Genomic DNA, 25,010 nt, shown 5'->3' with positions numbered 1-25,010 from the left:
ATGCAAAGGATCGCATTGATCAAGTTGAGTAAAATCCGGAACCCCGCTAGTATGGGCAAAGGGAGCCTACATGAAGGGGATGATTCCCTTAAAACCACTGGATTTTCTTGCCCTCGGTTTTGCCGCAGCTTTAACGATACTTTCCACATTCCTGGTCTATGGCCGCCCTCAGGAAGCCGCCTGGGTGAGGGTTCAGGGCGAAGGGCGGATCTGGGTTTTCCCCCTGGACGCAGAAGAGACCCTATCCATACCGGGCCCCATAGGGGATACGGTGGTGGAGATCCGCGGCCAGGGGAGCCGGGTGCTTTCATCTCCCTGCGCTAACCAGACCTGTGTAGCCGCTGGCCGTATACACCGCCAGGGCCAGTGGTCAGCCTGCCTTCCCAATAAAGTGTTTATTTATATAGAAGGAGATGGGGATGAAAATACCCTCCCGGACAGCACAAGCTGGTAAAAAGGTGACTGTCACCGTCCTGGGGGCTTTCTGTCTGTTCCTTTCTACTATTGAATACCTGATCCCCAAACCAGTACCTTTTATGCGGCTCGGTATAGCCAACCTCCCCCTTATGCTGGCTCTGGACATACTCCCCTTTGGAGCTTTTCTGTTGCTTTTGGGAATTAAGGTTATTGGCCAGGCCCTTATCACGGGAACCCTCTTTTCGTATATTTTTCTCTTTTCTCTGGTGGGCACCGGTGTTTCCGCCCTTTCCATGTTCGGCCTCCGAAGGCTCCTGGGGCCTAAGCAGATGAGTCTGGCCGGTATAAGCGTTCTCGGGGCACTGCTTTCCAACGGCGCCCAGCTTGCCCTGGCCCGGGTTTTCATCTTTGGGGAAGGCGCCCGGTACATTACCCCTCCCTTCCTGGCCATGGGGCTTATCACCGGCCTTGCCTTGGGGCTCTTCTGCGAATACTTTATCCGCCGTTCCCACTGGTACGCAGCATACTCTGATAGGCCTGAACCCGTAGTTTTTGTAAATAGCAGAGAAATCGCGGAGGAGAGAAAAACTGCAAGGCCGGATCGAAGCGATGCTTCAAAAGTGAAGAAGCGCAGAGGATACCGGGAACGAGCACGGGAAAGCCGGCGGCGTATCTATGAGGGGCTTTTTAGCGGGCGGGAACTTTGCCTGGTCGGGATGCTCATGGTTCCCGCCCTGGTTTTCAATCCGAATCCCTATTTCAGGGTACTTCAGTTTTTGTTTTTCTGGTTCCTGGCCTGGCTATCGGGAAAGAAGAACAATCCCTTGATTACCATACTTATCATTTTGGGTATAGTGATGTTCAACCTTCTGGTCCCCTACGGGCGGGTCCTGTTTTCTGTCGGAGCATTCAGGATCACAGAGGGGGCCCTGCTGGCGGGGATCCAGCGGGGAGTTACCCTGGAAGCCCTGATCATGCTGTCCCGCACAGCGATACGGCGGGATCTGCAGCTTCCCGGCGCTTTCGGGGAAATGGTAGGTGAATCCTTCCGCATCCTTGCCTTAATACAGGAACAAGGCCATATCATTACCAGGAAAGACATTATCGGCAGTATTGATGCGCTAATGATTGCAGTGAGCAAGGCTGAGGATCCGACTGCTGAAGCTGGGCAACATGAAGAAATGGATGTGCAAAAAACAGAGTTTCTGTTATCAGATGGTCGGCGGGTATCCGCTATTCCGGGGCGTATAATCCTGGTGGTGGCGGTGCTGTTAGCTTGGCTGCCTTGGTTTTTCACCATAGTAGTAAAGTTATGAAATACGAATGCCACGGCCACCTTATGGCCGACGGGGTGAGTTATCAGGCGGCCGTGGAACGCCACCGAGCCGCTCCTGATGAAGGTTTTGTCCGTGCGGCCCTTGGGGAACTACGGTCCTGGGGGATTGGGTATTTCCGGGATGGGGGGGACAAATACGGGGTCTCACGATTTACGAAAACCCTGGCGGCGGAATATGCCATTGATTACCGTACCCCGGTTTTTATCATCCACCGGGAGGGATATTACGGGCATCTTTATGGCAGGGCGTACCGGGATATGCGCGAAGCTCGGGGGCTTATCGCGGATGCAAAAACCATGGGCGCAGATTTTGTGAAGATAACAGTCTCTGGTATGCTTGATTTTGATACCGACGGCAGTGTTTTGTACGATGCCATCGGGAGGGATGAAATCCATGAGCTGGTGAACATTGCGGAGGGCGAAGGTTTCCGTGTCATGGCCCACTGTAACGGCGCAGAAAATATAAAAAATGCCTTGGAGGCGGGGATAGCAAGCCTTGAGCACGGATATTGGATTGACAAGGAAGGGGTAGAAATGCTGCGCGATACCGGCACTGTTTGGGTGCCAACCTGTGCTCCGGTAAAAAATGTCCTCTCTGAAGGGCGCTATCCTGAGAAAACCATGCGTAGGATACTGGCCCACCACGCAGAAATGCTCAGTTACGCAGGGAAGACCGGGGCCCTGGTCGCCTCAGGGAGTGACAGCGGCGCCTATGGCGTGCCCCATGGACGCGGTACCGGGGATGAATATGCCTATTTGCACGAACTCGGTATAGATATGGCGGGGGCAAATGAGAAAATTGCGCGGCTATTTGTCAGGGGGTAGTGGTTTACAGGGGATGGTTTTATGCCTGAGTTGTTTTATACCTTTTAATTTCCTTTTCTTTGTAAAAATATTTTCAGTCCTGAATTAGACTAAACGTAGTATCCGTGAGGGTGAAATATTCAAGCGCCCCGGATGTGCAGTGGACGCTCATATCCGTAAAAACAAAAATGGCCTCTGTGTCGTCCAGGGATTCTGCCAGAATCTTGCCTTGTTCATAGCCTAGGACAAACAGGGATGTTGAGAGGGCATCGGCATCAATGGAATTGCCGCTGATAACCGTTATCGAAAGGAGGCCGTTGTCTACAGGGTAGCCATCCTGAGTGGAGAGGATGTGGTGATACCGCTTTCCGTCATACTCAAAAAACCGCTCGTAGATGCCGGAGGTGACCAGGGTTTTGTCCCGCACTTCGGCGATGCCAAAATAGGCGCCCCGGTTATCCAGGGGGTTCTGTATCCCCACCCGCCAGGGAGCGCCGCCTTTTTTCTCCCCCAGGGCTAGGATGTTTCCCCCCAAGTCGATGAGGGCCCGCTTTATCCCGGCGGCCCGGATTATTCGCCCTGCCTCATCTGCGGCATAGCCCTTGGCAATGGCCCCCAGGTCAAGGCGCATGAGGGGGCGTTCCAGGAAAACGGTTCCCTGTTCCCGGTCAACCACAATATCCCTCCAATTGATCAGGGAGAGAGCGGCGGCGATTTCATCTTCACCGGGGAGGCGCTCATCATCGGAACCGATACTCCACAGTTTTACTAATGGTCCCACAGTGGGGTCGAAGGCGCCATCGGCTTTTTCTGCAAAGTATAGGGCCCGTTGGATAACATCGATGAGGTCCGGGTGTACCACGACCGGCCGGATACCGGCCATTCGGTTGATTTGATCCAGTTCCGAATCCTCAAGGTTGGCGCTCATGCGGTTCTCGATTTCCCGGAGACGGTCAAAAATTTGATGATATACTTCGGGGGATCCCTGGTCATAGAGATTGACGGTACAAATAGTACCCAAAACAAATTCCGACTGAGAAGGAAGGGTCTTGGCGCAGCCTGGAAGGGTGGCTATGATAAGGGTTAGCGCCAGGGTGGCAATTATCTCAGAGTATCTGTTCATCAATAGGCTTGCCTCCGGGAACCATGGGCAGCACCTGTTCGTCCCTGTTAATTTGAGCGTCAATCAGTGCAGTAAGCCCGGAGGCGATATCCTTCATGGCGTTATCCAGAGCTTCAATGAAGGTCTTCTCGTTCTCAGCCCGGTAGCCTTTGAGGCCGTAGGCTTCAGCGAGTTTTACAAAATCCGGAGGGCGGTCCAGGATAGTCTCGGAATACCGTTCTTCGTAGAACAGGGACTGCCATTGGCGGACCATACCCAGCACCTGGTTATTGATAATAACGATGAGTATAGGGATTTTGTAGTTACTGATGGTGCCCATTTCACCGCAGTTCATCCTGAAAGAGCCGTCTCCGGTGAACAAAACTGCGGGCCGTTTGGGATTTGCAACTTTAGCGCCCATGATGGCCCCGAGGCCGAAGCCCATGGTCCCCAGTCCCCCGGAGGTAATAAAGGAGCGGGGGCGGGTAAAGGGGTAGAACTGGGCGGTCCATATCTGGTGCTGCCCCACATCGGTAGCAACAATAGCGTCATAACCCAGGCGTTTGGCGGTTTCCTCAATGATGAGCCGGGGGTGGAGTTTGCTGCCTCCGGGGTGGTGAGCCTTGGGTATCTTTTCTTTCCATTTCTCAATGTCCCCCTGCCAGTCGGTCTTCAAATGCTGGGGTATCTTCTTCAGCAGTTTTGTTAATATCAGTTTGATGTCCCCGATTATCCATGCGTGGGCCCCCACATTTTTGTTCACCTCCGCAGGATCGATGTCGATGTGAAGAATACGGGCGCTTTGAGCAAATTTGTCGGCCCTGCTGGTGACCCGGTCTGAGAAGCGGGCCCCCAGGGTGATCAGGAGGTCCGCCTTCTGGACCGCCTTGTTGGAAGCCACGGTGCCGTGCATACCGATGAGTCCTGTGTAGAGGCGGTGTTCCCGGGGGAAGGCACCGATGCCCATGAGGCTTAATGCAACAGGCGCATTGAGCCGTTCCGCGAACTCAGTCAGTTCCCCGCAGGCATCGGAGCTGATCACCCCGCCCCCTGCGTAGATCACCGGCCGCTTGGCTTCCCGGAAAAATTTCACTGCCCTGTCCAGGTCTTCATCAGTAAAGGTAGTGCGCCGGTTCCGTTCTGTAAGCCGGCGGGCCCGGGCGCTGAGTATTTCTTCCTCCGCAGTTATTTCTGATTGGTCGGCCCCTTCGGGGATGATCCCCGCCACCAGTTTGTTTGCCGAAATGGACTGGATATTTTTCACCTTGGCCCCTGATCTGAGGGGAATCCATTCCCCGGGAATGGCAGTAATGTCCTTGGGAATATCGATGAGTACCGGGCCGGGCCTGCCTGACTGGGCAACGATAAACGCTTCCCGTACCGTTTCCGCCAGGGCATTAACATCCTTGACTATCCAGTTATGCTTGACCACAGGCATACTGATCCCGGTGATATCAACTTCCTGAAAACTGTCCTTCCCCAAAAGGTTGGTAGCAACGTTACCGGTGATGGCAACCATGGGCACAGAATCCATGTGGGCGGTGGCAATGCCGGTTATCAGATTAGTGGCTCCGGGCCCGGAGGTTGCAAGGCATACCCCCACTTTTCCGGTGGACCGGGCGTAACCATCTGCGGCATGGGCAGCATGCTGTTCATGGCTCACCAGTATATGCCGTATCCGGTCCTGGTGCTTGTACAGCTCATCGTATATGAACAGAACTGCTCCGCCGGGGTAACCAAAAACCGTATCAACCCCCTGCTCTATAAGCGCTTCAATAAGAATCCTGGCGCCTGTGTATTGCATATCCTATTCCTCCTTAAACACCGCTCCTGAGGCGGCGGAACTCACCATTTTTGCATACCTGGCCAAGTAGCCTGTCTTTACCTTGGGAGGCAGAGGCGTCCAGGTTTTTCGGCGTTCTGAAAGCTCACTGTCACTAAGTCGCACAGAAATACTGCGGCTGTCAATATCAATGTCGATGATATCCCCTTCCCGGAGCAGGCCGATGATGCCGCCGTCAGCGGCTTCCGGGGAGACGTGGCCGATGGCGGCGCCCCGGGTTGCCCCGGAGAAGCGACCGTCGGTGATCAGGGCCACCTTATCGTCCAGGCCCATGCCGGCCAGTGCCCCGGTGGGACCGAGCATCTCCTTCATTCCTGGGCCTCCCCGGGGGCCTTCATAGCGGATGACGATTACGTCCCCAGGTTTTATGTTGCCTTCCATGATAGCGTCAAAGGCGTCTTCCTCGGCATCAAAGATCCGGGCAGGCCCGGAATGTTTGAGCATTGAGGGGGCAACTGCGCTGCGTTTTACCACCGATCCGTCAGGGGCCAGGTTGCCCCGCAGGATCGCCAGGCCGCCGGTGGCCGAGTATGGATCCTCCAGGGGGCGGATAATATCAGTGTTTCTGTTCTTTGCATTCTTAACCGCATCTTCCAGTATGCCGTACACCGTGGGTACCTTGAGGTCTACCAGGTTTTTCTTTGCCAGTTCCTTGTAAACTCCGGGTATGCCCCCGGCGGCGTGGAGGTCCTCAATGGCGGTGGAACCCGCCGGGGCCAGCTTGCAGAGGTTGGGAGTAACGGCGCTGACTTTGTTGATCAGGTCCAGGTCCAGCTTAAACCCCGCCTCGTGGGCGATGGCGGGAAGGTGCAGCGCAGTATTGGTGGAGCAGCCCAGGGCCATATCCATGGCCAGGGCATTCATAAAAGCCCGTTCGGTCATGATGGACCGGGGGCGTATATCCTTTTTTAGCATATCCATGATCAGAAAGCCTGTTTTTTTGGCCAGCCGCAGCCGTTCTGCCATCACTGCAGGAATAGTGCCGTTGCCAGGCAGGGCCATACCAAGGGCCTCAACAACGCAGTTCATGGAATTGGCGGTGAACATCCCCGAACAGGAACCGCAGCCCGGACAGGCCGCTTCCTCCAGATCGTAGAGTTCTTCCTCGCTCATGGTCCCTGCCCCCACGGCGCCCACTGCTTCAAACATGGTAGTAAGGGTGAGGGTCTTTCCGTCCTTCTTCCCCGCAAGCATGGGCCCCCCGGAGATAAAGACTCCGGGCAGGTTGAGCCGGGCCGCAGCCATAAGCATACCAGGGACTATTTTGTCGCAGTTGGGGATGTAGATCATGGCGTCAAAGCCGTGGGCCATGGCCATACATTCGATAGAGTCGGCGATAAGTTCCCGGGTTACCAGGGAATAGCGCATACCCTCGTGGCCCATGGCGATGCCGTCGCATACCCCGATAGAGGGAAAGTTGATGGGGATGCCCCCAGCTTCCCGTACTCCGTCGGAAGCGGCCTTAGAAATAGTGTCCAGGTGCATATGCCCCGGCACAATCTCGCTCTTGGCGGACACAATGCCAATCAGGGGGCGCTCGAATTCCTCATCAATAAAGCCCATGGCCTTAAAAAGAGACCTGTGGGGGGCCTTAGCCACACCCTTGTTAACAATATCACTGTGCATCTTCTTCTCCTTACGAAACCGGGATACTTACAGGGCGCCTCTAAAAACTCGGTCGGTTTTCAAAGATTTGCCTATAGGGAATCTCTAAAAACTTCAGTTTTTAGAGATTTACCGCTTAAAAAAGCATTTGCGCATTCTTTAAATGAGCAAATGCGGGGTACTTCTAAAAACTAACCGAGTTTTTAGAAGTACCCTATATGTTTTCCAGGGCTTTCAGTACCGCCTTTCCCATTTCCGCGGTCCCCACAATTTTTTCACTGGCACCGGTTCCGCTTCTGCCGGCTATATCCTTGGTACGGAGCCCCTGGTCCAGTATGACATTGACCGCCTTTTCCACTGCGGCGGCTTCTTTTTCCAGGCCGAAGGAATAGCGCAGCAGCATTGCTGCGGAAAGTATCGCTGCCAGGGGGTTGGCAATGTCCTGGCCGGCTATATCCGGGGCTGAGCCGTGGATGGGCTCGTAGATACCCATTACCGGTTCTCCACCTGGGAGGCCCCCGGCGCCGGCAAGGCTTGCGGAGGCCAGCATACCGATGGAGCCCGTGAGTACCGAGGCCTCGTCGGAGAGTATATCCCCGAAGAGGTTTGATGTGACTATCACATCAAACTGACCCGGGGCACGGATTAGCTGCATGGCGCAGTTGTCCACGTAGAGATAGCTGGTTTCAATGTCAGGGTATTCTTTGGCGATTTCCTTTGCTACTTCCCGCCAGAGCCGGGATGATTCTAGCACATTTGCCTTATCCACCATGCAGAGCTTTTTCCGGCGCAGTTTTGCTGCGGCGTATCCCACCCGGAGCACCCGCTCTATTTCCGTTTTAGAATAGGTCTCGGTGTCAAAGGCAGAATTGCCGTCGGCGCTCCGGCCCCGTTCCCCAAAGTAGAGCCCCCCGGTAAGTTCCCGCACGATGAGCAGGTCAAAGTCAGGCCTCCCTTCGCTGTTGCTTGCAATGAGGACTTCGTCCTTCAGGGGGCAGGCCGCCTTTAGCTGGGGCAGGAGCGCTGCAGGCCGGAGGTTGGCATAGACCCCGAGCCCCGAGCGGAGCCCCAAAAGGGCGCGTTCCGGCCGCAGGTGCCCCGGAAGAGTATCCCATTTGGGCCCCCCCACGGCGCCCAGTAAAAGTGCGTCGCACTGCTTAGCCGCTTCCAGAGTTTCTGTCGGCAGGGGCTCACCGGTACTGTCAATGGCCTTGCCCCCAGCTTCCAGTTCAACGTAGTTAAACACATGGCCGTACTTGTCCCCCACGGCATCCAGGACTTCCGTTGCCCAGGCGGTTACATCCGGCCCAATCCCATCTCCGGGTACCAATGCTATTGAATAAGCCATTTTATCTCCTCCTATTAGTGTACCTTAGTTTTCTGTTCAATATCGCTAATCAGTTTATATTCAATTGAATCCACCAGGGCAGCCCGGCTGGCATCAATGATGTCTTCCGAAACTCCCACAGTGGCCCAGCGCTTTATTCCGTCGGTTGATTCGATGAGGACCCGCACCTTTGCTGCGGTAGCATTCTTGCCATCGATGACCCGGACCTTGTAATCCGAAAGCCGGACCTTTCCCAGCTGGGGGTAGAACCGGGTCAGCGCCCGGCGAAGGGCGCCGTCCATGGCGTTCACCGGCCCGTCCCCCTCGGCGGCGGCGATCTCGTGCTGCCCGTCCACCAGAACCTTGACCCAGGCGTGGGAACAGGCTAGGGTCTCCCCGGTGGGGTGCTCGCTTACTACACGGTACGCCTCAATGTGAAAAAAGGGAGCAGGCAGTAGTCCTGCATTTTGCGCGGGAAGCTGAGCTGCAAGTTGCGCTGCAATTTCTCTGCGTACCAGAAGTTCGAAGCTGCCATCCGCCCCCTCGAACTGCCAGCCTTCTGCCTCCAGTTCTTTCAGCTTCCGGGCAAGCTCCGCAATTACCGGATGATCCCTGGTAATGGAAGGATCGATCTTTTTGACCCGCTCGGCAATAGCGGAACGGCCCCCGACTTCGCTCATGAGGAAGCTCCGTTCGTTCCCCACCAGGGACGGATCGATGTGCTCAAAGGACCGGGACAGCTTGAGTATGCCGTCGGCGTGCATCCCCGCTTTGTGGGAAAAGGCATGGCCCCCCACATAGGGCAGGTTGTCGGGCACAGAAACGTTGGCGATCTCCGCCACCTGACGGGTCAGGTCGTAGATAAGTTCCAGTTTGCCCCCAGGCAGGCAGGGGAGACCTATCTTGATCTCAATGCTGGGGATTAGCGCCGCCAGGCTGGTGTTCCCGCAGCGTTCCCCAAAGCCCACCAGGGTCCCCTGGACATGGCGGCACCCGGCTTTCACCGCCGCAGCAGCATTGGCGCTGGCAAAGCCCGAGTCGTCGTGGGTGTGTATGCCCAAAATGGTGCCTGGCACCTTTTCAGCCACCGCCCGGACCCCATCAGCAATAGTGTCCGGGAAACAGCCGCCGTTGGTGTCGCAGAGGACTATGCGGTCTGCCCCGGCGTCCAGGGCCGCTTTTACTGTGGACAGGGCATACTCGCTGTTGGCAAGCCATCCGTCGAAAAAATGTTCCGCATCGTAGATTACGGTTTTTCCATGGGCCTTCAGAAAAGCTGCGGTCTCGGCGATCATGGCGATGTTTTCTTCCAGGCTGACCCGGAGGACCTCGGTAACATGGAGGTCCCAGCTCTTCCCGAAAAACACCACCCCGGGGGTATTTGCGTCCAGCAGGCTTTGCAGTTGGGGGTCATCCTCAGATTTGATACCCTTCTTTCGGGTCGGTCCGAAGGCGCAGAGCTTGGAGTTCTCCAGTTTCAGTTTCCCTGCAAGGCGGAAGAATTCCAGGTCCTTAGGATTACTGCCTGGGTTCCCCGCCTCGATCCAGGAAACCCCCAACTCATCCAGGGCCCGGACCACGGCGATTTTATCCTGCAAGGAAAAAGAGATACCTTCCCCCTGGGCTCCGTCCCTGAGGGTGGTATCCAATATTTCTACCACAGAAACAGTGTTGCTATTTACCACCGTATCCCTCAAGCTTCTTTCAGGGGTTCCCGCAGGGGGCTTTTTGAAATCCCCGCAGCCAGGTCCCACTCCATGGCGTTTATCGCCGAAAGGTAGGCTTTTATGGAAGATTCAAGCACATCCGTGGAAACCCCCCGGCCATTCCAATGCCGGCCTTCCCAGGCTATCTTTACCATGGTCTCTCCCTGGGAAGCGGAACCATCGGTGATGGATCCTATCTCGTACAGTTCCAGCTCCGGTTTTTTGCCGACAATTTCGTTGATCGCCGTAAAGATCGCGTCCACCGGGCCGTCCCCCACCGAGACCTGTTTGCGGGCTTCACCGTCTTTATGCAGCAGCTTGATGATCCCTGTGGCGCCCAGAGCAGAGCCGGTGTTGATGGCCCAGTGTTCGAGCTTCCAGGTTTCAGGCGCCGATGCTGAGACTCCCATTACCAGGGCTTCAATATCCCTGTCACTGACCACCTTCTTTTTATCCGCCAGAATCTTAAATTCAGCGAAGATGCTTTCCAGGGTTTCGCCGTCCACGGTGTAGCCCATATCATTGAGCCGCTCTTCGAAGGCGTGGCGCCCGGAATGTTTCCCCAGAACCATGCGGTTTTTGGGGATGCCTATGGATTCGGGGGTCATGATCTCGTAGGTTTCCCGGTTCGCCATCACCCCGTGCTGGTGTATCCCCGCCTCGTGGGCAAAGGCGTTGTCCCCCACAATGGCCTTGTTGGGCTGCACCTTTACTCCGGTCACCTGGGTTACCAGGCGGCTGGCGGTGTAGATCTGAGTGGCATCGATCCGGGTATCTGCGTTGAGATAATCCTTGCGGACCCGCAGGCCCATGACGATTTCCTCCAGTGAAGCGTTCCCCGCCCGCTCGCCTATGCCGTTAACGGTACACTCCGCCTGATCCGCCCCGTTGGCTATCGCAGCAAGACTGTTCGCCACCGCCAGGCCCAGGTCGTTGTGGCAGTGCACCGACAGGGCTGCCTTTTCCATGCCCGGTGTGTGTTCCTTAATGTAGCGTATCCGCGCCCCAAACTCGTCGGGCATGGCGTAGCCCACCGTGTCCGGATGATTCACCGTGGTGGCCCCGGCGGCAATTACCGCCCCAAAGACCTTGCACACAAAGTCAGGATCACTGCGGAAGGCATCCTCGGCGGAAAATTCTATATCCTTACAGAATTTCCCGGCGTACTTCACCGCCGCCACTGCCTGTGCCAGCACCTGTTCCGGTGACAGCTTGAGTTTGTATTCCATGTGGACCGGGGAGGTGGCAAGGAAAATGTGTATCCGTGGGTGTGCCGCCCCTGCCAGGGCTTCCCGTGCAGCGTCGATGTCCTTTTCCAGGGATCGGCAAAGCCCGGCCACGGTACAATCCCTGATGATCCCCGCTATGGTCTTTACCGATTCCAGGTCCCCAGGGCTTGAGGCGGGGAACCCCGCCTCAATGATATCCACCCCGAGCTTCTCCAGCTTTTTAGCCACCTCCAGTTTTTCCTGGATGTTCATGCTGCAGCCCGGGGACTGTTCGCCGTCCCGCAGGGTGGTATCAAATATCTTTACAATCCGTTTCGTAGTATTACTCACTGTATGGCCTCCTGCCATGAAAAGGCCTGTTGGAAAAATTAGCGAATATCTAAAAACTTCAGTTTTTAGATATTTACCGCTTAAAAAGCATTTGCACAGTCTTTAGACGAGCAAATGCAGGGCATCTCTAAAAACTAACCGAGTTTTTGGAGATGCCCTTATTTTTCCACAGGTTTCAACCAGCTCATCATGGAGCGCAGCTCCTTCCCCACCTTTTCAATGGGGTGCTGGGCTTCGATAGCCCGCAGGCGGTTGAAGTTAGGGCGGTTCACCTGGTTTTCCAGAATCCATTCCCGGGCGAATTTGCCGTTCTGAATTTCCTTCAGAACCTGGCGCATGGTGTTCTTGGTATCCTCGGTGATGATCTTTGGCCCGGTTATATAGTCCCCGTATTCGGCGGTATCCGAGATGGAGAAGCGCATGAAGGACAGCCCGCCCCGGTTAACCAGGTCGATGATGAGCTTCATCTCATGCATCACCTCAAAGTAGGCGCTCTCAGGCTGATAGCCCGCTTCGGTTAGCACCTCGAAGCCCGCCTTCATCAGGGCGGAAACACCGCCGCAGAGCACCGCCTGTTCCCCGAACAGATCCGTCTCGGTTTCTTCCTTAAAAGTAGTTTCCAAAACCCCCGCCCGGGCGCCACCAATAGCCGCCGCATAGGCCAGGCCTAGCCGCTTGGCATCCCCGGTGGGGTCCTGGTGCACCGCGATAAGACAGGGCACCCCGGCGCCGGCCTGGTACTGTTCCCGCACCGTGTGGCCCGGGCCCTTGGGGGCGATCATCACCACGTTCACATCCGGCGGCGGTATGATCTGGCCGAAGTGGATGTTAAAGCCATGGGCAAAGGCCAAAGTCTTGCCGGGTTTCAGGGCCGGCTTGATGGAGTCCAGGTAAAGCTTGGCCTGCTTTTCATCGTTGATGAGGATCATGATGAAATCCGCCGCTTCCGCCGCTTCCTTGGCGGTCTTTACCTGCAAGCCCGCCTCTTCGGCGCGTTTCCAGGACTTGGACCCCTCGTAGAGCCCCACGATCACCTTCATCCCCGATTCCTTGGCGTTCAGGGCATGGGCATGCCCCTGGGAACCGTAACCGATCACCGCGATGGTTTTCCCTTTTAGGGCCCCCAGGTCGCAATCTTTTTCATAAAACATAACAGCCATAATTTCCTCCTGTTCGTAAACTTCACCCTTAAAGAGCTTTCCTCTTTAGGGGCCTTGAGAATCCGGTAATTGTCCTACGGCTTTTTCCTTAAAAGGAAACGCCGCGCAATTGCCGGTTAATTGCTAATGCTTAGGTTCGATACGGATAGTACCGAAGAACCCCGCTCCAGGGCTACAAGGCCGGTGCGGGCAAGTTCAAGAACGCCGTAGGGGCGTAAAAGGAGCAGGAGGCCGTTGAGCTTTTCAATATCGCCGGTGGCCTCGATGGTAATGGTGGCGGGGGAAATATCGACTACCCGGGACCGGAATACCCCGGCAACCCCGAGCACTGCAGGCCGGGTTTTCTCATCCGCGCTGACCTTGATCAGCATGATCTCCCGGCGCAGACAGGACGAGGGATCCAGTTCCCGGACCGCTATCACATCCACCAGTTTCCCGAGTTGTTTAATAATCTGTTCAAGCACCCCATCATCCCCGGTTACCGCGATGGTCATTCGGGAAATAGACGGATCTGCGGTTTCTCCGACCGTGAGGCTGTCGATATTGAAGCCCCGGCGGCTGAAGAGACCGGAAACCCGGCTTAAGGTTCCCGCCCGGTTCTCGACCAGGGTTGATACCACATGTTGATTCATGGGTCCCCCATTTGCATATCTGGTTCACAGATTTCAGATAGTATAACAGGAGGGCAAAGGAAATTGCAAGGGGGCTCTTTATTGGAATGGGTTATTTTGATGCAATATATGACTATTTTAGTTAATTTTTATAGCAGGTGATCCTTTATGGAACAGAGCCTTTACTTTATCTTGGGGCGAAAAAGGCCTTTATTTTTATGCAAAAATCTACGCGGCAATACTCATATACACACCCATGGCAATCAATAAAACACTGACCCCGATTTGGAATTTCTCCCTGGGAATACGTTCTATACCTTTTTTACTCAGCCATACCCCGGCAACCATTGAAATACCGATTAAAACGCCTAAAACTACGGCCCGGTAACCGATCTCCATAAATCCCCGGTATATGAACAGTTTTATTATATGCATAACCGTGGCGGTAACGGCTTCGCTTGCGATATAGGAAAGGGGTGACAGGTTTAAGGATAAGAAGAACGATGCCCCCACAGGGCCGGCACTTCCTATCAGACCAGACAGAAATCCTGTCAGGCCACCTCCGAATACCATTATCATATTTGATCCCTTTAATAGGGGTATTTTGAAAAATTTTATAAGAACGAACAGTATTATAAAACCACCCGTAATTTTTGTAATAATAGACTTATCGGCTATGGTGAAAAACCATGCCCCTGCAATTGTTAAGGGGACGGCGCCGCTTATAAAACAGATAACTGGTTTCCAGTTGATTTGTCTCCACCCCAGGGCAACCCGGGCTGAATTCCCCATGAGCTGGGCAACCGTTAATACCGGCGCGGCTAGGGCGCCGCCCAGGGTGATGTTTAGTACCGGTAAAAGGATGAGCGCCCCGCCGAAACCGATTGCCCCGGATAATACCCCGGAAAAGAACCCAATTATAAGCAGCAGTGCCATATTCAGGGGTGTAGCGGGCACCATCCTAATCCTTCCAGGGAAAAATCAGGTTTTTCAAAGACCTGCTCCCGGTTTTTTCCCGCTCCTCTATCAGCAGGGCCTCCCAGGGAACTTGGGGCCGCCGCCTGCCTTGGTTCGCCCCGGGATTAGCTTCCAGCCAGTCGTACTTGAGAAGCCGGAGTCGGAGGGCCTCGTCCAGGAACAGGAGTATGCCTGCGGGACCCGGGGCCAGGAGTAGCAGGAGTATAGAAAGGGCCAGGAGGAGCAGGGCGAAAAGCCCTGAGAGCAGGCAAAAGAGGGGGTTATCCAGGAGAATGATAAAACATTTTTTAAGGACCTTGGGGAGTTTGGTGTCCAGCCGGGAACGGATAGGGAAGCAGAATTGCAAGGCCAAGAGGAGATGATCAGAGCCCAAAAGATGAGGCACCCTAGAAAAAGTCCTAGAAAGGAGTTTATACTGAAATAGAAAGGGATTACCAGGGTTACCAGAAGCCATGCGGCAAGGGCCAGAGCGCCCAGGATGACCCCGGTAGGGCAGCCGTTTTTAAGATTTTTAACGAAATCAGAGAAGCCGAAGGACCTATAATCCGATATTGTCTTAAGGGACAATGCGGCGGCGGAAAGGTAGACGAAGCACCAGAGTATGCCCAGGGCTAGAATTATCAAGCTTAAAGGGGGCCAGGAGTCCAATAGTGAGGGGATGATGGCAGGGATAGCCAGGGATACCAGAAAGCCCAGGTTGATTAGGGCTATCTTATATAGGTTATCCCAGAAATCATAGAAGAATTTTTTAAGGAGAAAACCAAGCATTGACCTATTATAGGCTAAATAGTTTTAAAAATATACTAAATTTCAAAAAAATGTGTTAAATTTGATTAAACATGATAGAATACAAGCAGGAGCATTCAGTGGATCCGGATTCACCGATCGATGAGCAGGAAAAAGACCTGTTTGTTGGCATATTCAGACAACTTAGCGCCTATAAAGATCCCTATCAGTCTATTTCAGGTATATTGAAGGATACCTGCGAATTTTTTGGCTTCTTCGGCGCATTTGTCTACGAAGCGGATCATGCTAAGGTGTTTCATCTCTTTGAGCATTACCGCGCCCCCGAGGCGGGGTTGCGGGAGCAGTTTGTCCTTTCTGACTATCTGAGCGAACGGGATATTAAGGAACTGACCCAGAAACCTGGGGGAATTGTCTATCTCAAGTCCAAAAAGACCAGGCTAGGGGCGAAATTTCTGGAACTTTTCTCCGCCAAAACCCTGATCATGATCCCCATCATCTTTGAGTACCAGGAACCTACCGCTTTTATCGGGATGCTGGACCGGCGCCATCCTATACGGCTGACCAAACGGGAGGTCGTTGATGCGGATGCGGTGCTTTCCGTGCTGGCGGGGCATATCAAGATGCGGGTCTACCAGAAACGGCTGGAGTACGCCTACTCATCCCTACGGAACGTGATTGATAAGGCGGGCCTGGATATCTATGTGAACGATTTCTATACCCACGAACTGCTCTTTGCCAACGAATCCCTGGCAGCGCCCCATGGGGGGGTGGATAAAATCGAGGGCCAGCCCTGCTGGAAGGCGCTATACTTCAATAAAACAGAAGAATGCGAATTTTGCCCTAAAAACAAGCTGGTCGATGCAGACGGAAACCCCACCCAGGTGTATAGCTGGGATATGCAGCGCTCCTCGGACGGATCCTGGTTCCGCATGGTTCACGCTGCCATACGGTGGGTGGATGGCAGACTTGCCCATGTGGTGAGCAGCATTGATATTACGGAAAATAAGTACAACGAAATGCTGGTACGGCGTTTGGCGGAGTGCGATACCCTGACTTCCCTGCCGAACAGGGGCAAGCTGGTGGAGGATATGAACGGTACCTTGGCCATGCTGGAACAGACAAAGGAGCAGGGCTACCTGATCTTCCTGGACCTGGACGATTTTAAACAAGTGAACGATACCCTGGGCCATTTGGCCGGGGACGCCCTGCTGCGGCAGATAGGCCATTTTTTGCAGAATGAAAGTGCGATCCTGGGAATGCCCTACCGTTACGGGGGTGATGAATTTGTCATTATCGCTGCCAATAAAACTGCCGCCAGTCTTGAGCAGATACAGGAACTGCTGCTGAAACGTTTTGCCCTGGAATGGTGCATCGGTGAGCAATCGGTTTTCTGCGGGGTCAGCATCGGGGCGGTTCGCATCCCCCTGGGTAATAAAACTGCGGATGATCTGGTTCATGCGGCGGATATGGCTATGTATGAGGTCAAGAAAAGCGGAAAACATGGGTTCCGTCTGAGCACCCTGGAGTAGGATGATGCTTAACCCAAAGGACTACATTGCCGATTGGCCGGATATGCCCCATCCCAATTTTAGCGCATGGCTTGGGGATTTGGCGGTCCGCTGGGGAGATAAGACCGCAATTTTTTATCGGTCCGGGAAACAGAAAGAATTTACCCGCTGGTCCTTTACGCGGCTTGCTGAAGAAAGCCGCCGCATAGGCCGGGGGCTCCTGGCTGCGGGGCTTTCCAAAGGGGACCGGGTTGCCCTGTGGTCGGAAAACCGCCCCGAGTGGATAGCGGTTTGGCTGGGGGCGGCCATTGCCGGGCTGGTTATCGTTCCCATCGACTTCCTCGTATCCGAGGATGAATGTTCCAATATACTAAAACTAACCGGGGCAAAGGCCTTTTTCTATTCCGGGCGAAAGCGGGAGTATGCGGCGGATCTCCTGTCCAGGGGGATTCCTGCAGCGGTCAGGGTCTGTATAAGCCAGGAAGGGGACAATTTTTTTGAAGCCTTCGGCACTGATGCGGGTGAACAGAAACTTCCTGCAACGGAAGAAATCGCCGGGACCGATCCGGTGTCAATCGTCTTTACCTCGGGTACTACCGGTTTTGCCAAAGGGGTTACCCTCAGCCACCAGGCGATCCTCGCCAATGCCAACGCCGCTATCCGTTCCCTGCGGGCCTACCCCTGGGATATTTTTATCAATGTGTTGCCCCTGCACCATACCTATCCCACCACCTGTTCTTTTGTCTCCCCCCTTTCCGTAGGGGCCGCTACGATTATCGTAGAAAAGCTGGTGGGCAAGGTGGTGATTGACGATATACGGGACGCCGGCGGCACTTTTCTTATCGCGGTGCCCTTACTTTACGACAAGGTCAAGGCGGGGATCGAGCATGGCTACAAGGCCCTGCCGGGGATTTTGCGGGCCATCCTGGACCCCCTGCGGAAAATTGCCCTGGAAAAAGCTAAAAAAGGAAACTATCAATTTGGCCAGCGGGTCTTTAAGTTTATCCGCAAGAAAGCGGGCCTGGGCTCCATACGGATAATGGTTGCCGGGGGCGGCCCCCTGAACCCCAAAACTGCGGACTTCTTTGACTCCCTGGGATTCAACATCGTTCACGGCTACGGCATGAGCGAAAACGGCCCCCTGATCAGCGTGAGTACCCCCTGGCACAAGAACAATGTTTCTGTGGGACTGCCGGTTAAGTATACCGATGTGAAGATTATTGACAAAAATGAAGAGGGTATCGGGGAGATCATCGTAAAGTCTCCTTCGATCATGCTGGGCTACTATGAAAACCCCGAAGCTACTGCGGCGATGTTCACCCCCGACGGGTACCTTAAAACAGGGGACCTGGGTTTCATAGACGATCAGGGCTTTATCTACATCAGCGGCAGGGCGAAGAACCTTATCGTCAGTTCCGGGGGAAAGAATGTCTACCCCGAGGAAATCGAAACCCACTTTGACGGATCCCGGGCCATCGCAGAGATGCTGGTGGTGGGCCGCAGGGAGCCGGACTACGGCGGGGAGGAGATCTTCGCCGTGACGGTACCCAACTTTGAAACTCTGCAGCAGGATTACCCGGACAGGGAATTGGACGATGCCTTTCTCCGGGGCCTAATAAAAAAGGAAATCGAAGATGTCAACCGCACCCTGCCGGGGTATAAAAAAATAAGCGACTTTACCATCCGCCGGAAGCCCTTTGAAAAGAACGCCCAGCAGAAGATACGCCGCTTTATGTATAAAAGTTACGAAGAACCGAAGAAATAGCAAGAGCTATTCGCTGAACTCCCCAATCGCCCTGAACTTCTGATACCGCTTTTCCAGCAGCTCCCGGATATCCAGCGCCGAATAGCGCTTCACCGCTTCCAGCAGGTAATCGGAAATATTCTTTGCTGTGAGTTGTATGTTGCTCCGGGCCCCTTCTGCGGGTTCGGCAATAACCTTGTCGCAGATCCCGAAGGAATGGAGCTCTTCAGCGGTGATCTTCATCAGTTCCGCCGCTTCCTTTTCCCGCTCCCCGTCCTTCCACAGTATTGAGGCAAAGCCCCGGGGTGAGATGACCGAGTAGAGGGCGTTTTCCAGCATGGCAATGTCGTCGCAAACCCCCAGGGCCAGGGCGCCGCCGGAACCGCCTTCCCCCAGGACTACAGCGATGATGGGGGTTTTAGCGCCCATAAATTCCTGGAGGTTCCGGGCTATGGCCTCGCCCTGGCCTCGCTCTTCTGCGCCTATGCCGCAGAAGGCTCCCGGTGTGTCAATAAAGGTGATCACCGGGCGGCGGAATTTTTCCGCCTGCTTTACCAGGCGCAGGGCTTTGCGGTAGCCCTCGGGGTGGGGCATGGAAAAGTTGACCCGTTTGAATTCCTCGATGTCCCGGGCCCGGACCTGGCCTATCACGGTGACCGGGTTTCCCCCCAGGTAGGCCAGGCCGCTGATGATGGCCGGGTCGTCCCCGAAATAGCGGTCCCCGTGGAGTTCCGTGAATTCCTCGAAGATCAGGGGTATATAGTCGTTTACCGTGGGCCGACCGAGGCCCCGGAGCAGTTCAAGCCGTTTGACAACTGTGAGGGCCATTATACTGCCTCCTTGCGGGAAGATGCACTTTTATGCATCTTGAGAAAGCGGGCCAGTACTTCCCGCATCTCGTTCCGGGGGATGATGATGTCCGTGAATCCGTGTTCCTGCACAAATTCTGCGGTCTGGAACCGTTCCGGCAGTTTCTGTCCTATGGTGTCCTGGATAACCCGTTTCCCCGCAAAGCCGATGAGGGCCCCGGGCTCAGCGATGATGATGTCCCCCAGGGAGGCGAAGGACGCGGTGACCCCCCCGGTAGTGGGGTCGGTGATCACCGAAATATAGAGCTGCCCCGCTTCGTTGTGCCGGGCCACTGCGCCCGAGGTTTTGGCCATCTGCATCAGGGAAAAAATTCCCTCCTGCATACGGGCCCCCCCTGAGGTGGTAAAGATGATCACCGGCAGTTTTTTCGCTGTGCCGTATTCCAGGGCCCGGGTGATCTTTTCCCCCACCACGGAACCCATGGAGCCCATCATAAAATAGCTGTCCATGATGCCCAGCACCGCAGGGTGGCCGAGAATGGTACATTCCCCGGTAACCACCGCTTCATTGGTGCCGCAGCTTTTCTGAAGGGCGCTGATTTTGCTTTCATAATCCGGAAAGCCAATGGGGTTTTTGGATCCCATGCGGGAATCAAGTTCCTTAAAGCTCCCGCTGTCCGCAGTACACTCAAGCCGTTCCCGCCAGTTCAAGCGGGTATGGTAGTTACATTTGCCGCATACCCTGTGGGCCTTGGTAAAGGCCTCGGTATCCGTAACGGTCCCGCAGTGGGGACAGGTCACATGACCGGGCGCGGTTTCCGCCGTATTCGTAGCCATCTAATCCTCCAGGAAAAATATCGGGGTAAATGAGAGGGTTCCAAAATGGCAGATTTTGGAACCAGCCCAATTATATGCAAACGGGCCTAAAAAGAATAGGGTTAGATTTTTAGTTATGAGGCAATAAGATTCAATAACCACAGGAAGGGGAGGGAGCCTCACTCACTTCCTCCTTTTTTACCTTTGTGTTCCTTGTGTCCGGCAAGTTCCTGCGGAACTTGCTTCGTGGTGGAATTCTTCTTATTGCAGCCGGCGCCCCCCTCAAGTACCAGGGTATGCCGGGCATAGCTGGACAGAAAACTGGTCCGGTCCTGTACCCCTATCAGGGCAAAGAGCAGGTGCAGGCGGTTTTTCAGGGTACTCAGAGCTATGCCGAATTCTGTGGCGATGGACTCGTATTTTTCCCCCTTCAGAACCCGGTTGAGCAGCTCCACATCCCGGTGGGTAAATTGGTCCCCGGGAAGGCTAATCAGCTCTTCTTCCCCGGATTTTATCATCCCTTGCAGCTCCGGCAAGAGGAACAGGTACCACAGCAAAGAGATGCATGAAACCTTGACGATACTGATAAGGCTTTTAAAGAGAAAGCCCAAGCCGAATCGGCACTGGCTGCCCAGGGCGACCAGGATCAGGATGATGAGGGCTATACCTTTGAGTTTACCCCGGGGCTTAAAAATACCGCTTTTATAGGCCAGGGCAATAAAAAGGGGTAGTATCAAAAAGCTGGTGACGCTGTCCCCCTGGAAAAGATCGACCAGCATGAAAATAAGACCCAGCCCCGCAAGGCTTTTTCGGACATAACCCCGGGTTAATATATTTAAAAATGAATGTATCATACTAATGCTTGCTATGTATTATTAAAATAATATACTATTTTTACTCCGTCAAGTAAAAAAGTACCAAGATACCATATAATAGTACCAAGGTTTTGTTGTGGATTTCTAAAAGCCAGGTGATACTAAAAGGGATTTGAGGGCCGGTTCACCACCCCAGCCACAGGATATGCCGCCGTTGGCGGTAGTGGGGAATCGTCCCTGGGGCTCCTTCCCCGGTTTCCACCACGGAAACCGGGGATTTTTTTGCACCCTCAGTAAGTCTCAGTTTATGATAATTGCTATTATATCCTATTGACATATTCTGATTTTTTTGCCAGAGTAGGGCTAATGAAAAAGTTACAGCTTCAAACAGTTGTATACAGTCTCGCAGCAGCAGCCGCTATCCAGGAGGATCGCGGTTAGCCCTTGCTTTTAAACATCGGGCCGTGATCCTCCGCAGAGGATGACGGCTTTTTTTATGCCCCGCCCCGGGGCTGAAAGAAAGGTCTACTCCCCTTGGAAATCAGCCGATTGAAACAACAAAGGAGTATAAAATGAGAAGAGACATCGTTCACCCCGGAGCGGGAAAGCTCAAATACGAGATACGGGAAATCGTCGCCTTTGCCCGCAGTTTAAGCCGGTGGAACACCAGCCGCCCCATTCAATGGGAGAACATCGGGGACCCGGTAAAGAAAGGTGAGCCCATCGCGCCCTGGATCAAGGACATAGTCCGGGAAAAGGCCGCTGAGGATATGTCCTACGCCTATTCGGAAACCGAAGGCGCCATGGAAGCCCGGGAATTTTTGGCCGCCCGGGTAAACACCCGGCCTAAGCTTTCAAGCGGGGCAGGGGAGGGCTTTCCTGACCCGGTGAAGATAGAGCCTGAGGATATCCTTTTTTTCAACGGCCTGGGGGATGCGGTAGCCAAGGTATTCGGTTTCCTCCGCCGGGAAGCCCGGGTGCTGGGGCCTTCCCCGGCATATTCTACCCTTTCCTCTGCAGAGGCCGCCCATTCCGGCTACGAGCACCTCACCTACCGGTTGGACCCTGCCCGGGACTGGATGCCCGACATGGAGGATGTGGAACTCAAGGTAAAGTACAACGATTCTGTGGCGGGCTTGCTCCTGATCAACCCGGACAATCCCACCGGGGCGGTGTACCCCGTAGAAATACTGCGCGAATTTGTCCGCATCGCCCGGACCTACGGCCTGTTCATCATCTGCGACGAAACCTACGCCAACATAGTCTACGGGGGCGCCAAAACCGCCGCCCTTTCCCAGGTCATCGACGGCGTCCCCGGCCTGGCCCTGCGCTCCCTGTCCAAGGAAGTGCCCTGGCCCGGCGCCCGCTGCGGTTGGGTGGAAGTCTACAACCGCCACTCGGATCATCGCTTTGACACCTACATCAGAAGCCTCTTGGACGCCAAGCGCCTGGAGGTCTGCTCTACCAGCCTGCCCCAGCTCTGCATCCCCTCCATTATCGGGGACAGCCGCTACCCGGATCACCTGGCTCGCCGGGCCGCCATGTTCGAAGGCCGTGCCGAAGAAGCTTATCAGGCGTTTCTGGGTATTCCCGGAATAAGCTGCAAAAAGCCCCGGGGCGCCCTCTATGCCACCGCGGTCTTTGATAACGGCATCCTGGAATCGCCGGTTTCCCGGTCCCTGCCGGTTGCCGACCCCTCCCTGGAGGAGTACATCCGCAAAGAGACCGCCAATGTTGCCCCGGACAAACGTTTTGTGTACTGGCTCCTGGCCTCCACGGGGATCTGCGTGGTGCCCCTTTCGGGATTTGCCAGCGACCTGCCGGGGTTCCGATTCACCCTGCTGGAACACGACGATGAAAAGCGGCGGCAGATCTATGCGGCCATGGGGCAGGCGGTGCGGCAGTATTTGGAGGGATAGGGGAGAGGAAAGTTGCGGGACAAGAGCCAGCTCTGCAAAACACGTTCTTGACTTTAGCACAATATGTAGTATTATACTGCTGATGAAACAGAAGTCTATCTCAAGCTGAAAGAGGCCGAAATCGAAGCGGAGTCCATTAGTAAACGATACACCCATGAAGAAGTAATGGCCAGCATGGATAAAATTATAAAGGATGCCGAAAAAAAACAGAAGAAGTGAAGTCTTAAATATACAGACTTTTATATTTACCATCAGCACTGACTGATTTGGAGAGTATCGTAAAATATATCAGTGACGATTTGGATGCGCGGGAAACTTCGTTGCAAGTAGCACCCAGGACCGCAGCAAAGCTTCGTCTTGAATTTGATAGAGTCATGTGGAATAAGGGGTGAAAAATGAAAAAGTTGAGTTTATTGTGCATTTTATTGTTTTGCGGCTTTTTGGCTTATGCACAACAAGCCATGATACTGGATGACGCAATTCTGGATGCTGTAGATTTTTTCGTATCAGACTTACCCTCAGGATCGACCATTGTGGTTACAAATTTTGAGGCAGAAAATAAAGAGCTTTCTGATTTTATCATTCAGGAGCTGTTGGTTGCTTTTTCCAATACAAAAAGAGTAAAGGTTGTGGAAAGGAGCCGTTTGGAACTGTTGCAATCCGAATTGAATTTTAACATGAGTGGATCTGTGAGCGATGAAACCGTCCAGGGTATTGGCCGAATGATGGGTGCCCAAATTTTGTTTTCCGGTTCTATTGGCCAGTACCGTGATATGTACCGTATGCGAGTTCAGGCGATTGTTATAGAAACCGCCGAGGTAATAGGGATCAGAACAATAAATATAAAGTATGATCCCACCTTGACCGGATTATTGGGAAGAATAAACCCTGCGGATGCCTGGAAATATCAATGGCTTTATACGGGATTTGGTCTTGGTTATGCTGAACCTTTTGTACAGCCCGAGGGTGTTGATTTTTTTTCAGATTTACATATGGCATTTTCACTTTATGCGCAGTTTCAACCTGTTGATATATTTGGTATTGCCTTGGGTATTTACGGAGATACGTATGTAGGGCCAGTTTTTTCCGTATTGCCAACATTAACAATACGGCCTTCTGCGTTTGAAATAGACCTGTTTTTTGGAGCAGGGATACCGCTAATACGCTTTGAGAATGTAGTATTTATGGTAGGATTGAGAGGCGGTTATAAAGTTGGACCTGGAACAATGTATACTGAATTGCTCGCAAATGGCGGTCCACGTGAATATCAAGATAATCATGGTAAAACACACGGGACCGGATTTGGGGTTCTTAATATTTCGTTAGGGTATCAAATGGGTTTTGGCCAAAGGAAAAAATAAAAAGGCGCCATGCGCCGATTTTGCATAGTGTCCCTGGCGCCATCCCCTGAAAAGGAGGCTGTTACTATTTGTACTTGGAATAAAATCAATATAAAAAATGAGATAGAACGCCTGACATATTTTTTGGACCCTGATAAATTCGTTGCAATTGGCTCAATCACTCCACAACCCGTATCCCCAGGCATGTGGCGACCTCCCGTTCCTTCCCGTGGATGGGGTTGTTTGCCGTCCTGACCTTTCCATCGCTGTAACGCAGGGCTAGGGCAGTGGATCCGCCCCCGTCAAAGTTTAGCCCCTGGGCCGCGCCCAGTTGTTTCAAGATCAGGGCGATTTCTTCTTCAGTTGCACCAATACTGCGCAGTTGCCGGCCGTCAATGGCCAGAAGGTAAAGTACCTTCGCGTCGGCAGAAATTCCTGCGGCGCTTCGGGGATGCCGGGGGCCGTTGCGGGCCAGGGTTTTTTTTGTTACCGCGCCGTCCCGCAGTACTTCGCTGAAGCCCCCAACGGCACTGCGGATGTCTGTCAGGGATTCCGGGTCAGTTAGTGTAGCCTGGCTGACTATGGCCGCTTCTCCGGTGGTGTACAAAACCAGGGCATCATACCCGGGAACCGCCGGGGCGCTCAGGATCCCATTGTTTATGCTTATCCCGATGATGGTCCGTTCCTCCTCCACATTCGCTGAAACCGGGCTGAAGGGGCCGGTGTTTATCCCCGCAATGCAGCCGTATTCCCGGACAAAACTTGAGACAGTAGTAGCGGGGATGCTGCCCACCGTTTCCCCGGAATTTACCACAAATTCCAGGCCCGGATGGGTCATATCCACCCGGAGCGCCCGGATTTCCA

General features: G+C 54.0%; 21 protein-coding genes. 7 read left to right on the top strand and 14 right to left on the bottom strand.

The window, feature by feature from the left end:
• The first annotated feature begins 70 nt into the window (after positions 1-70).
• From TREPR_RS14460 to TREPR_RS14450, 3 genes are read left to right on the top strand one after another with little or no spacing between them, the layout of a single operon-like run.
• Positions 71-454 (top strand): NusG domain II-containing protein, encoded by a 384-nt coding sequence (locus TREPR_RS14460; protein ID WP_015709088.1) that lies wholly within the window; start codon positions 71-73, stop codon positions 452-454.
• The gene (locus TREPR_RS14455; RefSeq protein ID WP_015709087.1) at positions 420-1,733 is read left to right on the top strand and encodes a Gx transporter family protein; all 1,314 of its coding nucleotides are present in this window, start codon (positions 420-422) and stop codon (positions 1,731-1,733) included. The genes TREPR_RS14460 and TREPR_RS14455 overlap by 35 nt, the downstream gene beginning before the upstream one ends.
• Positions 1,730-2,578 (top strand): amidohydrolase family protein, encoded by an 849-nt coding sequence (locus TREPR_RS14450; RefSeq protein ID WP_015709086.1) that lies wholly within the window; start codon positions 1,730-1,732, stop codon positions 2,576-2,578. The genes TREPR_RS14455 and TREPR_RS14450 overlap by 4 nt, the downstream gene beginning before the upstream one ends.
• A 73-nt stretch (positions 2,579-2,651) precedes the next feature.
• On the opposite strand, the gene TREPR_RS14445 is transcribed toward TREPR_RS14450, so the two are convergent.
• From TREPR_RS14445 to TREPR_RS19010, 10 genes are all read right to left on the bottom strand, one after another.
• On the bottom strand, positions 2,652-3,680 hold the full coding sequence (locus tag TREPR_RS14445; RefSeq protein ID WP_015709084.1) for an FAD:protein FMN transferase: 1,029 nt from the start codon (positions 3,678-3,680) through the stop codon (positions 2,652-2,654).
• Complete coding sequence (locus TREPR_RS14440; RefSeq protein ID WP_015709083.1) at positions 3,664-5,463, bottom strand: thiamine pyrophosphate-binding protein; 1,800 nt, start codon at positions 5,461-5,463, stop codon at positions 3,664-3,666. Before TREPR_RS14440 ends, TREPR_RS14445 begins: the two co-directional genes overlap by 17 nt.
• 3 nt (positions 5,464-5,466) lie before the next feature.
• Positions 5,467-7,128, bottom strand: a complete 1,662-nt coding sequence (gene ilvD / locus TREPR_RS14435; protein WP_015709082.1) for a dihydroxy-acid dehydratase — start codon at positions 7,126-7,128, stop codon at positions 5,467-5,469.
• Between the two features lie 193 nt (positions 7,129-7,321).
• Complete coding sequence (leuB, locus tag TREPR_RS14430) at positions 7,322-8,455, bottom strand: 3-isopropylmalate dehydrogenase (RefSeq protein WP_015709081.1); 1,134 nt, start codon at positions 8,453-8,455, stop codon at positions 7,322-7,324.
• Between the two features lie 14 nt (positions 8,456-8,469).
• On the bottom strand, positions 8,470-10,119 hold the full coding sequence (gene cimA, locus TREPR_RS14425; protein ID WP_041611721.1) for a citramalate synthase: 1,650 nt from the start codon (positions 10,117-10,119) through the stop codon (positions 8,470-8,472).
• A gap of 8 nt (positions 10,120-10,127) precedes the next feature.
• Positions 10,128-11,699: a 2-isopropylmalate synthase gene (locus TREPR_RS14420; RefSeq protein ID WP_015709079.1), complete on the bottom strand. Its 1,572-nt coding sequence runs from the start codon at positions 11,697-11,699 to the stop codon at positions 10,128-10,130.
• 158 nt (positions 11,700-11,857) lie between these two features.
• A complete protein-coding gene (gene ilvC / locus TREPR_RS14415) occupies positions 11,858-12,859 on the bottom strand; it encodes a ketol-acid reductoisomerase (protein WP_015709078.1) in 1,002 nt (333 codons plus the stop codon).
• A gap of 116 nt (positions 12,860-12,975) precedes the next feature.
• On the bottom strand, positions 12,976-13,491 hold the full coding sequence (gene ilvN, locus TREPR_RS14410; RefSeq protein WP_015709077.1) for an acetolactate synthase small subunit: 516 nt from the start codon (positions 13,489-13,491) through the stop codon (positions 12,976-12,978).
• Between the two features lie 207 nt (positions 13,492-13,698).
• Complete coding sequence (locus TREPR_RS14405; RefSeq protein WP_015709076.1) at positions 13,699-14,430, bottom strand: sulfite exporter TauE/SafE family protein; 732 nt, start codon at positions 14,428-14,430, stop codon at positions 13,699-13,701.
• A gap of 1 nt (position 14,431) precedes the next feature.
• A complete protein-coding gene (locus tag TREPR_RS19010; protein WP_015709075.1) occupies positions 14,432-14,821 on the bottom strand; it encodes a hypothetical protein in 390 nt (129 codons plus the stop codon).
• Positions 14,822-15,287: 466 nt separating this feature from the next.
• Between TREPR_RS19010 and TREPR_RS14395 the strand changes: the two genes are divergently transcribed.
• Both TREPR_RS14395 and TREPR_RS14390 read left to right on the top strand, forming a co-directional pair.
• On the top strand, positions 15,288-16,724 hold the full coding sequence (locus TREPR_RS14395) for a GGDEF domain-containing protein (protein WP_081468676.1): 1,437 nt from the start codon (positions 15,288-15,290) through the stop codon (positions 16,722-16,724).
• Between the two features lies 1 nt (position 16,725).
• Positions 16,726-18,468, top strand: a complete 1,743-nt coding sequence (locus TREPR_RS14390; protein ID WP_015709073.1) for an AMP-binding protein — start codon at positions 16,726-16,728, stop codon at positions 18,466-18,468.
• Positions 18,469-18,474: 6 nt separating this feature from the next.
• Here TREPR_RS14390 and TREPR_RS14385 read toward each other — a convergent pair whose 3' ends face one another.
• The 3 genes from TREPR_RS14385 to TREPR_RS14375 form a co-directional block, all read right to left on the bottom strand.
• On the bottom strand, positions 18,475-19,275 hold the full coding sequence (locus tag TREPR_RS14385; protein WP_015709072.1) for an acetyl-CoA carboxylase carboxyltransferase subunit alpha: 801 nt from the start codon (positions 19,273-19,275) through the stop codon (positions 18,475-18,477).
• Complete coding sequence (gene accD, locus TREPR_RS14380) at positions 19,275-20,093, bottom strand: acetyl-CoA carboxylase, carboxyltransferase subunit beta (protein WP_015709071.1); 819 nt, start codon at positions 20,091-20,093, stop codon at positions 19,275-19,277. The genes TREPR_RS14385 and accD overlap by 1 nt, the downstream gene beginning before the upstream one ends.
• A 158-nt stretch (positions 20,094-20,251) precedes the next feature.
• Positions 20,252-20,926: a helix-turn-helix transcriptional regulator gene (locus TREPR_RS14375; protein WP_015709069.1), complete on the bottom strand. Its 675-nt coding sequence runs from the start codon at positions 20,924-20,926 to the stop codon at positions 20,252-20,254.
• A 533-nt stretch (positions 20,927-21,459) separates the two neighbouring features.
• Between TREPR_RS14375 and TREPR_RS14370 the strand changes: the two genes are divergently transcribed.
• Positions 21,460-22,806 (top strand): pyridoxal phosphate-dependent aminotransferase, encoded by a 1,347-nt coding sequence (locus TREPR_RS14370; RefSeq protein WP_015709067.1) that lies wholly within the window; start codon positions 21,460-21,462, stop codon positions 22,804-22,806.
• Between the two features lie 395 nt (positions 22,807-23,201).
• Positions 23,202-24,167, top strand: a complete 966-nt coding sequence (locus TREPR_RS14365) for a CsgG/HfaB family protein (protein ID WP_015709066.1) — start codon at positions 23,202-23,204, stop codon at positions 24,165-24,167.
• 157 nt (positions 24,168-24,324) lie between these two features.
• Here the strand turns inward: TREPR_RS14365 and TREPR_RS14360 are convergent, their stop codons facing one another.
• The gene (locus TREPR_RS14360) at positions 24,325-24,984 is read right to left on the bottom strand and encodes a phosphodiester glycosidase family protein (protein WP_245534838.1); all 660 of its coding nucleotides are present in this window, start codon (positions 24,982-24,984) and stop codon (positions 24,325-24,327) included.
• Positions 24,985-25,010 lie beyond the last annotated feature (26 nt).

Origin of the sequence: Treponema primitia ZAS-2 (assembly GCF_000214375.1) — a bacterium.
GTDB lineage: Bacteria > Spirochaetota > Spirochaetia > Treponematales > Breznakiellaceae > Termitinema > Termitinema primitia.
The sequence above is the reverse complement of the archived record's forward strand: the minus strand, read 5'-3'. Positions and strand labels throughout refer to the sequence as shown.

Bases quoted from the DNA above. Each gene is read 5' to 3' on its own strand.
- TREPR_RS14460 (WP_015709088.1), top strand. From the start codon at position 71: ATGAAGGGGATGATTCCCTTAAAACCACTGGATTTTCTTGCCCTCGGT.
- TREPR_RS14455 (WP_015709087.1), top strand. From the start codon at position 420: ATGAAAATACCCTCCCGGACAGCACAAGCTGGTAAAAAGGTGACTGTC.
- TREPR_RS14450 (WP_015709086.1), top strand. From the start codon at position 1,730: ATGAAATACGAATGCCACGGCCACCTTATGGCCGACGGGGTGAGTTAT.
- TREPR_RS14445 (WP_015709084.1), bottom strand. From the start codon at position 3,680: ATGAACAGATACTCTGAGATAATTGCCACCCTGGCGCTAACCCTTATC.
- TREPR_RS14440 (WP_015709083.1), bottom strand. From the start codon at position 5,463: ATGCAATACACAGGCGCCAGGATTCTTATTGAAGCGCTTATAGAGCAG.
- ilvD (WP_015709082.1), bottom strand. From the start codon at position 7,128: ATGCACAGTGATATTGTTAACAAGGGTGTGGCTAAGGCCCCCCACAGG.
- leuB (WP_015709081.1), bottom strand. From the start codon at position 8,455: ATGGCTTATTCAATAGCATTGGTACCCGGAGATGGGATTGGGCCGGAT.
- ilvC (WP_015709078.1), bottom strand. From the start codon at position 12,859: ATGGCTGTTATGTTTTATGAAAAAGATTGCGACCTGGGGGCCCTAAAA.
- ilvN (WP_015709077.1), bottom strand. From the start codon at position 13,491: ATGAATCAACATGTGGTATCAACCCTGGTCGAGAACCGGGCGGGAACC.
- TREPR_RS14405 (WP_015709076.1), bottom strand. From the start codon at position 14,430: ATGGTGCCCGCTACACCCCTGAATATGGCACTGCTGCTTATAATTGGG.
- TREPR_RS14395 (WP_081468676.1), top strand. From the start codon at position 15,288: ATGATAGAATACAAGCAGGAGCATTCAGTGGATCCGGATTCACCGATC.
- TREPR_RS14390 (WP_015709073.1), top strand. From the start codon at position 16,726: ATGATGCTTAACCCAAAGGACTACATTGCCGATTGGCCGGATATGCCC.
- TREPR_RS14385 (WP_015709072.1), bottom strand. From the start codon at position 19,275: ATGGCCCTCACAGTTGTCAAACGGCTTGAACTGCTCCGGGGCCTCGGT.
- accD (WP_015709071.1), bottom strand. From the start codon at position 20,093: ATGGCTACGAATACGGCGGAAACCGCGCCCGGTCATGTGACCTGTCCC.
- TREPR_RS14375 (WP_015709069.1), bottom strand. From the start codon at position 20,926: ATGATACATTCATTTTTAAATATATTAACCCGGGGTTATGTCCGAAAA.
- TREPR_RS14370 (WP_015709067.1), top strand. From the start codon at position 21,460: ATGAGAAGAGACATCGTTCACCCCGGAGCGGGAAAGCTCAAATACGAG.
- TREPR_RS14365 (WP_015709066.1), top strand. From the start codon at position 23,202: ATGAAAAAGTTGAGTTTATTGTGCATTTTATTGTTTTGCGGCTTTTTG.
- TREPR_RS14360 (WP_245534838.1), bottom strand. From the start codon at position 24,984: ATGACCCATCCGGGCCTGGAATTTGTGGTAAATTCCGGGGAAACGGTG.